Consider the following 8019-nt stretch of genomic DNA (forward strand, 5'->3'; position numbering starts at 1 on the left):
AATCAGGGCAAATAGCCTTTTTAAATAAACAACAAGATTTTCTGAAAAAACCATGATTTTAAAAATGAAAGCCGGCCTTTCATCATGTATGATGGAAAAAGAGAAAAAAATAGGGGTGAAGAGCTTGCCGCATTACAGCATTCAATCACTAACAATTCCATATACAGCTTCACGTTTTTTTCATCAATACGATCATATTGCCCAACAATATAAAGAGCATGTCATTCTTGAAAGCGGCCGGGGCGGGCGTTACAGCATCGCCGCGTTCAAACCGGAGATTACTTTTTCAGGGAAAGATCATAAATTAACGATTTTCCAAAAAGGGAAGACAACGATTCTCGAGGGAAATCCACTTGAAATAATGAAACAGGAACTAGAGGTTTTTCAAATGCCCGAAGTTGAGGGGCTGCCTGATTTCCAGGGAGGGGCGATTGGCTATATCAGCTATGATTACGCCCGCTATATTGAAAAGCTACCGCAGTTGGCAAAGGATGATTCCGGTATACCAGAGGTTTATTTTCAAGTTTTCCTGGAGTGGTTTGTGTTTGACCACCTAACGGAAACCTTATGGATCATGGCGCTGAATGAATCCGGACAGGAACAACAGACAAAGGATAGGCTGTCAGAATGGCAAAAACGCTGGAAGGCAGAGGTGCCAGTGTCTAATGCTGAGACATTGGACAAGCATGCTGCAGATGAGCTGCATGTATCCATGGATGAAGCAAACTTTATCCAGGCAGTGGAGAGGGTCCAGCAATACATTTCACAGGGAGATGTCTTCCAGGTCAATTTATCAGTACGGCAGTCCAAGCCGATTGAGAAAGAAGCTCTTGAAGTGTACAGACAGCTGCGAAGGCTGAATCCGTCCCCGTATATGGGTTATTTGCATACTGAAGACTTCCAGCTCGTCAGCGGCTCGCCTGAACTTTTAGCAAAAGTGAAAGGTTCCGAGGTCAGCACTAGGCCGATTGCCGGGACAAGATCGAGGGGCAGGACGAATGAGGAAGATTTGCAGCTCGCCAGCGAATTGATCAATAACGAGAAAGAACGGGCTGAGCATGTCATGCTTGTCGACCTAGAACGAAATGACCTTGGCAGGGTGTGCAAATACGGTACTGTCGAAGTAAACGAATTCATGGTGATTGAAAAATACTCACATGTCATGCATATTGTTTCGAATGTCAGGGGAGAGCTGGCAGAAGGTGAAACTTGGTTCGATGTTGTCAATGCGACCTTCCCGGGCGGTACGATTACCGGTGCCCCAAAGATAAGGACTATGGAAATCATTGAGGAACTCGAGCCGGTGAGGCGCGGGCCATATACCGGATCGCTGGGCTGGATTGGTTTTAACGGCAATATGGAACTGAACATCATTATTCGTACCATGCTTGTCAAGGACAGGATGGCATATGTTCAGGCAGGTGCCGGCGTTGTGATCGATTCGATTCCTGCAAATGAATACAAAGAATCCTTAAAGAAAGCCATCGCTTTATGGAAGGCGAAAGAGCTCGCGGAGGGAAACGCATGATTTTGATGATCGATAATTATGATTCTTTCACATATAATCTGGTTCAATATTTAGGTGAGATGGGAGAAGAACTGAAGGTCATCCGCAATGACCAGACTTCCATAAAGGGAATAGCAGAGCTGGAGCCGAAATTTTTAATGGTATCCCCTGGCCCGTGCAGTCCTAATGAAGCTGGCATTAGCCTGGAGGCTATCAAGAATTTTGCCGGCAAAACACCCATCTTCGGAGTTTGCCTTGGCCATCAGTCTATTGCCCAGGTGTTTGGCGGAGACGTGGTCCGTGCAGAGCGGCTCATGCATGGGAAAACATCAATGGTCTATCATGACGGCAAGACCATTTTCGAAGGAGTGGAAAACCCTTTCCCTGCAGCACGTTATCATTCACTCATCGTAAAAAGGGATACCCTTCCTGACTGCCTTGAAGTCTCAGCTTGGACAGAGGAAGGGGAAATCATGGCGGTACGCCATAAAACCCTGCCCGTAGAAGGTGTCCAGTTTCATCCTGAATCAATTTTAACGACGCCGGGTAAACAGCTGCTTCGGAACTTTATTGCTCATTATAATAAAGCTAAGGAAGTAAGTCTGTAATGTACATTTATATTAACGGCAGTTATGCGGATAGCAATGAGGCCGCGATTTCCCCGTTTGACCATGGTTTTTTATATGGTTTGGGAGTTTTCGAAACCTTCCGGGTATACAATGGACATCCGTTTTTGCTGGATGATCACTTGGAGCGGCTGAATGGCAGTCTGCGTATCCTGAATATCGAAGCTGAATTTACACGCACGGAAACGGTCGGAATCCTGGAAGGTCTTTTAGCGAAAAACTCTCTACGGGATGCATATATCCGCTTTAATATATCCGCGGGCAATGGTGAAATTGGTTTGCGGACGGAAAGCTACAGGGAGCCAAATGTCATCGCTTTTGCCAAGCCTTTGCCCCCGGCAGGTGATATGAATGAGAAAAAAGCAGTGCTGCTTGATTTGAGGCGGAACACTCCAGAAGGGGATGTCCGTTTGAAATCACATCACTATCTGAACAATGTGCTGGCCAAGCGTGAAGCAGGCCCCGCAATGGATACGGAAGGCATCTTTTTAAATAACGAAGGTTTCCTGGCAGAAGGAATCGTCTCAAATCTTTTCTGGTATCGGGAAGGAATCCTTTTCACCCCGTCGGTCGATACCGGTATTTTGGATGGAGTGACACGCAAGTTCGTCATCGAGTTGGCCCGTACAGCGGGCATTGAGGTACGTGAAGGCTTTTACAAAAAAGAAGAAGCGGAAGCAGCTGATGAAATATTCCTGACAAACTCGATACAGGAAATAGTTCCCGTCACTTCTTTTGCAGGTAAAAGTTTTCCTGGGAAATCAGGCGGGGCGGTTAAAAGATTATACCAACGATATGAAGTACAGCGTGGAACGCTATGGAGCAGAAGACAATTGATTGGAGGGCTCGCAAATGATTAAAGCTGGTCCATATACATTGGATTACACTAATGAAACGTTGATTATGGGAATTTTAAATGTCACCCCAGATTCTTTTTCAGATGGAGGCAAGTATAACCATATTGAAAATGCTGTGGCCCATGCAAAACAGATGATCGAGGACGGAGCGCATATCCTGGATATCGGCGGCGAATCAACGAGGCCTGGCCATGAGCGCATTTCAGATGAAGAGGAGATCAGCAGGGTAGTACCTGCAATCGAGGCAATCACAAAAGAACTGCAGATTCCGATTTCAATTGATACCTATAAATCAAAGGTCGCCAAAAGCGCAGTCGAAGCCGGAGCAGTGATCATCAACGATATTTGGGGAGCAAAGGAAGACCCCGAGATTGCTGATGTTGCAGCTGAAACAGGTGTGCCGATCATCCTCATGCATAATCGTAAGGACCGTAATTATTCTCATTTCATCAGGGATGTACTGAATGATTTATATGAAAGCATCACGATAGCCAAAAAAGCAGGCGTCAGGGATGAGCAAATTATCCTTGACCCGGGTATCGGATTTGCAAAAGACTTATCACAGAACCTGGAGATGATGCGCCATCTGGATACTCTAGTGTCCTTAGGTTATCCTGTGCTGCTGGGCACCTCGAAAAAATCGATGATTGGCGGCGTGCTCGACCTCCCTGTTTCTGAAAGAACAGAAGGGACAGGTGCGACAGTATGCTTCGGGATCCAAAAAGGCTGTCAGATCGTCAGGATCCATGATGTGAAAGAAATGTCGAGGATGGCTAAAATGATGGATGCTATGATGGGAAAGGGTGAATTTGGTGGATAAAATACATGTCAATCAAATGGAGTTTTACGGATACCACGGTGTGTTTCCTGAAGAAACAAGGCTTGGACAGCGTTTTGCAGTGGATTTGACGGTGGAACTGGACCTCTCGACAGCAGGAAAAAGTGATGAACTTGAGAATTCCATTAACTACGCCGATTTATATCAAGTATGCAAGGATATCGTTGAAGGCAAACCATTCAAGCTTGTAGAAGCCATTGCGGACAAAATCGCCGGCACCATACTGGACCGGTTTTCGCTCGTAGAAGCATGCCATGTAAAGGTCATCAAGCCGGACCCGCCAATCCCTGGACATTACAAATCCGTCGCAGTCGAAATCACAAGGAGTAGATGACAGTGGAAAACAAAGCATATATTGCGCTCGGGTCCAATGTGGGTGACCGATTTGGTTATCTAACACAAGCCATCATCTTACTTGAAAGTCATGAGATGATTACTGTGGTAAATACTTCATCCGTCTATGAGACAGACCCGGTGGGCTACACAGATCAGGATCAATTCTTGAATATGGCAATCCAGGTAGAGACAAACCTTTCACCCTTCGAACTGTTGGATACTTGCCTGCGAATTGAATTGAAGCTTGGGAGAAAGAGGCAAATAAAATGGGGGCCGAGAACTTTGGACCTTGACATTTTGCTGTATAATCAAGAGAATATTGAAACAGAGAAGCTTACAATTCCGCACCCTCGGATGAGTGAACGCGCATTTGTAATCCTTCCATTGCTTGAAATGGACCCAAGTATCACGCTCCCAACCATGAGGGAGCCGCTGAAAAACTGTCTACTAAGTATACCGGATAGAGAAGGAGTACGAATATGGAAGCAGAAAAATGGGGAAGACGTATTCGCGCTTATCGAAAGCTGAAGGGTTACACTCAAGAAGGCTTCGCAAAAGAGCTTGGCATTTCCGTATCGGTCCTTGGTGAAATCGAACGGGGAAACAGAATGCCTGATGAAAGATTGATTACCAGAATCGCAAATTTTTTGGATGTTGGGTTGGATGAATTAACGCCACAATAGGGCTTGCGATATATTTAATTGAACTGCTGCTTCGGAGCGGAATCGACAGCACAAAACGAAGGAGGAAAACATGCTTAAGATTGGCGATATTGAAATGAAAAATCAGGTCGTCCTCGCGCCAATGGCTGGCATTTGCAACTCAGCGTTCCGTTTGACAGTAAAAGAATTCGGCGCAGGGCTGGTTTGTGCCGAAATGGTCAGCGACAAAGGGATTGTTTCTCAAAACAATAGAACCCTCGACATGTTATATATAGATGAACGTGAAAAGCCTTTGAGCCTGCAAATTTTTGGCGGTGAAAAGGATATGCTTGTCCAGGCTGCCCAATACGTGGACAAAAACACGAATGCCGATATCATTGATATCAATATGGGCTGCCCCGTGCCAAAGATCACGAAATGTGATGCAGGTGCAAAATGGCTGCTAGACCCAAATAAAATCTACGAAATGGTATCCGCTGTTGTAGATGCGGTTGATAAACCAGTAACGGTAAAAATGCGCATGGGGTGGGATGACGAACATATTTTCGCCATCGAGAATGCCCGTGCGGTAGAACGAGCTGGCGGGAAGGCAGTAGCACTTCATGGCCGTACACGTGTACAATTGTATGAAGGGATAGCTAACTGGGATATCATCCGTGATGTCAAGCAGGCTGTAAACATTCCTGTGATCGGTAACGGTGACGTGCAGACTCCAGAGGATGCAAAGAGAATGCTGGAAGAGACAGGTGTAGACGGAGTAATGATTGGTCGCGCTGCACTGGGTAATCCATGGATGATCTACCGTACAGTTAAATACCTTGAAACTGGCGAGTTGATGGACGAACCAACAGCGCGCGAGAAAATTGATGTCAGTATTCTTCATCTGGACCGCCTGATTGCTCTGAAAAACGAGCATATTGCTGTCCGCGAAATGCGGAAGCATGCTGCGTGGTACCTGAAAGGCATCCGCGGAAATGCGACGGTTCGTAACGGTATTAATGAATGCTCAACAAGAGACCAGCTTGTCAGCTTGCTGAGGAACTTTGCGGATGAAGTAGAAGCGAAAGAACAAACAGTTCACCAGGTTGGATAAAAATTGACAATACCCATCACATTTCCTATAATACGTGTATTAAATGTAACTGCCAGTGGTCAAACTGGCAGTTTTTATTTCTATTTGGGAGATAAAAAGAGATTTTTAATGTCTGAATACGTTTGTTTGTGTAAAATAATAAAAGTATCCACCTAACTTACTCAGGATTACATATTAAATTTAATTATATATTGGAGTGAAAGCGACATGAGTCATGAAGAATTAAATGACCAGCTTAGAGTCAGAAGAGACAAAATGAGTGCATTGCGTCAAAAAGGCATGGACCCATTCGGCAAACGTTTCGAACGCTCACACCTTACTGAAGAGCTGATCAGCGAATTTGGCGAGTTAGAGAAAGAAGAAATCGAGGCAAAGAATGTTTCGGTAAAAATAGCTGGACGGATCATGACGAAACGCGGAAAAGGAAAGGCAGGCTTTGCGCACATCCAGGACCTTGCTGGCCAGATCCAGATCTATGTCCGCCAGGATGCAGTCGGTGAAGAGCAATACCAAGTCTTTGACTCAGCTGATCTCGGTGATATCGTCGGTGTTGAGGGAACACTTTTCAAAACTAAAGTTGGCGAGCTGTCAATCAAGGCTGAAAACTTCATATTCCTAACAAAGGCATTGCGCCCGCTTCCTGAGAAGTTCCATGGTCTTAAAGACGTTGAGCAGCGCTATCGCCAGCGTTATCTCGACCTGATTACCAGCAATGAAAGCAAAACTACTTTCATCAACCGCAGCCGCATCATCCAGTCGATGCGCCGTTACCTTGATAACCAGGGGTATCTGGAAGTTGAAACACCGTTAATGCACTCCATTGCTGGCGGAGCATCAGCGCGACCTTTCATTACCCATCATAACGCACTCGATATGCAGCTGTACATGCGTATCGCTATTGAACTTCACTTGAAGCGTCTGATTGTCGGCGGACTTGAAAAAGTGTATGAAATTGGCCGGGTATTCCGTAATGAAGGGGTTTCTACAAGACATAATCCAGAATTCACAATGCTTGAGCTTTATGAAGCATACGCGGATTGGCGTGATATCATGTCACTCACAGAGAACATGGTTGCGTATATCGCACAGGATGTACTTGGTACAACAACCATCCAGTATGGAGAATATGAAATCGATCTTAAACCAGAATGGAAGAGAGTCCATATGGTAGATGCGATTAAAGAATATACAGGAGTGGACTTCTGGCCACAGATGAGTACAGAGGAAGCACGTGCACTTGCCAAAGAACACGGAGTGGAAATCACTGAGCACATGCAATATGGCCATATCGTCAATGAGTTCTTCGAGCAAAAAGTGGAAGAGCACCTGATCCAGCCAACATTCATCTTTGGCCATCCGGTTGATATCTCTCCTTTGGCGAAAAAGAATGATGAAGATTCACGTTTCACTGACCGTTTCGAATTGTTCATCGTAGCGAGAGAGCATGCGAACGCGTTCACTGAGCTTAACGATCCAATCGATCAAAGAGAACGTTTTGAAGCACAGTTGAAAGAAAAGGAACAAGGTAACGATGAAGCACACGAAATGGATGAGGATTTCATCGAAGCATTGGAATATGGAATGCCTCCAACAGGCGGACTTGGAATCGGGATCGACCGATTGGTTATGCTTCTGACAAATTCACCATCCATCAGGGATGTACTATTATTCCCATTGATGCGTCATCGCTAAGAATAGCGGGAGGCAAAACGGCAAACGCCGTTTTGCCTTTTTTATTTTCATTGAAGAAGCGAATCATTCATGGATTTGGAGACAGAAATATGAATTATCTTTCTTTTATTTGCGCGTATAAAAATCTAAAAAAGAGGTTGCTATTGTAGATTAAAGGTGCTATATTTATATCTGTTGCTACGAGCTACTTAGTTAGCAGCGAAGAAATTGAAAAAAACTTATTGACATTGGGTTTTGAACCTGATAATATATAAGAGTTGCTTCTGATGGAGCAACAAAGAAAATTGTTCTTTGAAAACTAAACAAACAAGCGTCAACAAACAATAAATTATTCATGGCTTCTATTATAGAAGAACATGAGCCAACGTTTTAACTTATGAGCTAACTCATAACTCTTTTTTGGAGAGT

Annotated in this window: 9 protein-coding genes; all 9 read left to right on the forward strand. The window is 44.7% G+C overall.

Annotated elements, in window-relative coordinates; genetic code table 11:
* Positions 1 to 124: 124 nt before the first annotated feature.
* The 9 genes from B5X77_RS00550 (at position 125) to lysS (ending at position 7611) form a co-directional block, all read left to right on the forward strand.
* Positions 125 to 1528 (forward strand): anthranilate synthase component I family protein, encoded by a 1404-nt coding sequence (locus B5X77_RS00550; RefSeq protein ID WP_373887792.1) that lies wholly within the window; start codon positions 125 to 127, stop codon positions 1526 to 1528.
* Positions 1525 to 2115, forward strand: a complete 591-nt coding sequence (pabA, locus tag B5X77_RS00555) for an aminodeoxychorismate/anthranilate synthase component II (protein WP_079504210.1) — start codon at positions 1525 to 1527, stop codon at positions 2113 to 2115. The genes B5X77_RS00550 and pabA overlap by 4 nt, the downstream gene beginning before the upstream one ends.
* On the forward strand, positions 2115 to 2993 hold the full coding sequence (gene pabC, locus B5X77_RS00560; protein ID WP_079504211.1) for an aminodeoxychorismate lyase: 879 nt from the start codon (positions 2115 to 2117) through the stop codon (positions 2991 to 2993). The genes pabA and pabC overlap by 1 nt, the downstream gene beginning before the upstream one ends.
* Positions 2986 to 3810: a dihydropteroate synthase gene (gene folP, locus B5X77_RS00565; protein ID WP_079504212.1), complete on the forward strand. Its 825-nt coding sequence runs from the start codon at positions 2986 to 2988 to the stop codon at positions 3808 to 3810. Before pabC ends, folP begins: the two co-directional genes overlap by 8 nt.
* On the forward strand, positions 3803 to 4162 hold the full coding sequence (folB, locus tag B5X77_RS00570) for a dihydroneopterin aldolase (protein WP_079504213.1): 360 nt from the start codon (positions 3803 to 3805) through the stop codon (positions 4160 to 4162). Before folP ends, folB begins: the two co-directional genes overlap by 8 nt.
* Before the next feature lie 2 nt (positions 4163 to 4164).
* Positions 4165 to 4692 carry a 2-amino-4-hydroxy-6-hydroxymethyldihydropteridine diphosphokinase gene (folK, locus tag B5X77_RS00575; RefSeq protein WP_079504214.1) on the forward strand — a complete coding sequence of 176 codons (528 nt, stop codon included), beginning with the start codon at positions 4165 to 4167 and terminating at the stop codon, positions 4690 to 4692.
* Entirely contained in the window at positions 4644 to 4847 is a 204-nt protein-coding gene (locus B5X77_RS00580) for a helix-turn-helix domain-containing protein (protein ID WP_079504215.1), read from the forward strand. Before folK ends, B5X77_RS00580 begins: the two co-directional genes overlap by 49 nt.
* 70 nt (positions 4848 to 4917) lie before the next feature.
* Entirely contained in the window at positions 4918 to 5919 is a 1002-nt protein-coding gene (dusB, locus tag B5X77_RS00585; protein ID WP_079504216.1) for a tRNA dihydrouridine synthase DusB, read from the forward strand.
* Between the two features lie 207 nt (positions 5920 to 6126).
* Positions 6127 to 7611 (forward strand): lysine--tRNA ligase, encoded by a 1485-nt coding sequence (gene lysS / locus B5X77_RS00590; protein ID WP_079504217.1) that lies wholly within the window; start codon positions 6127 to 6129, stop codon positions 7609 to 7611.
* The last annotated feature ends 408 nt before the right edge of the window (positions 7612 to 8019 follow it).

The sequence above is a fragment of the Mesobacillus jeotgali genome, from assembly GCF_900166585.1.
Classification (GTDB): domain Bacteria; phylum Bacillota; class Bacilli; order Bacillales; family Cytobacillaceae; genus Mesobacillus; species Mesobacillus jeotgali_A.

Bases quoted from the DNA above. Each gene is read 5' to 3' on its own strand.
- pabA (WP_079504210.1), top strand. From the start codon at position 1,525: ATGATTTTGATGATCGATAATTATGATTCTTTCACATATAATCTGGTT.
- pabC (WP_079504211.1), top strand. From the start codon at position 2,115: ATGTACATTTATATTAACGGCAGTTATGCGGATAGCAATGAGGCCGCG.
- folP (WP_079504212.1), top strand. From the start codon at position 2,986: ATGATTAAAGCTGGTCCATATACATTGGATTACACTAATGAAACGTTG.
- B5X77_RS00580 (WP_079504215.1), top strand. From the start codon at position 4,644: ATGGAAGCAGAAAAATGGGGAAGACGTATTCGCGCTTATCGAAAGCTG.
- dusB (WP_079504216.1), top strand. From the start codon at position 4,918: ATGCTTAAGATTGGCGATATTGAAATGAAAAATCAGGTCGTCCTCGCG.
- lysS (WP_079504217.1), top strand. From the start codon at position 6,127: ATGAGTCATGAAGAATTAAATGACCAGCTTAGAGTCAGAAGAGACAAA.